Genomic DNA, 834 nt, shown 5'->3' on the forward strand with positions numbered 1-834 from the left:
GTGGCTTGAGGATGGAAGCTTCGCTTTCCCTCCGGTCAGGGACGGTGCGATGACGATGTCGCCCGTGGCTTGAGGATGGAAGCTTCGCTTTCCCTCCGGTCAGGGACGGTGCGATGACGATGTCGCCCGAGCAGTTCGGTCTCCTGATCGCTGGCCTCGACTGGACAAGGATCGGCACAAAGCAAGTCAAGATTCCCACGCGAGTGGCGTGATGTGATTGTAATTGCTTGAAGATTCACCGGATTATGGTAGTCTTCGGTATGCCGCTGAACCAAGATCAACTTCTGGAGAATATCGAGCATTTGAGCCGAACTATTCGTGCTCTCGATGCCGAGAACGCTGACCTGAAGGCTGAGGTGGACCCAGCCTGGATCTCGGTCCACGGAGCCCGCTCAGAGAAGCTTGCGGCAATTGATCCAACCCAGGCCAGCCTGGATCTCGGTGACTTGACAGATATCCCGACTGCCGCCAACGATGACGGCCCGCAAAGCGGTCTCTCGCCGCCACGTCGATCGGCAGGGCGCAATATCGGCGCTCTCCCTAAGCATTTGCCTCGCTATGACGTTGTCATCGAACCGGAAAGCCAGACGTGCTCCTGCTGCGCGGGCGAACTGCACCGCGTTGGAGAAACAACCACTGAAGCGCTCGATATCGTTCCTGCCATCCTGCGGGTGAAGCGGACCATTCGTCCCCGCTATGCCTGCCGGGCTTGCACGACCGGGATAACCCAGGCGTCAGCGCCGGCACGCTTCATGGATGGCGGGATGGCGACGACGGCGCTCGCGGCCCATGTCGTGACCTCAAAGTTCGCATGGCATCTTCCGCTCTACCGGC

General features: G+C 59.8%; 1 protein-coding gene. It reads left to right on the plus strand.

Features of this window, described 5'->3' with window-relative positions:
• Window positions 1–260: 260 nt before the first annotated feature.
• On the plus strand, window positions 261–834 hold a 574-nt coding region (locus AB4Z23_RS27345), incomplete at its 3' end, for an IS66 family transposase zinc-finger binding domain-containing protein (RefSeq protein ID WP_441361167.1).

Origin of the sequence: Agrobacterium sp. MCAB5 (assembly GCF_052114365.1) — a bacterium.
GTDB lineage: Bacteria > Pseudomonadota > Alphaproteobacteria > Rhizobiales > Rhizobiaceae > Agrobacterium > Agrobacterium tumefaciens.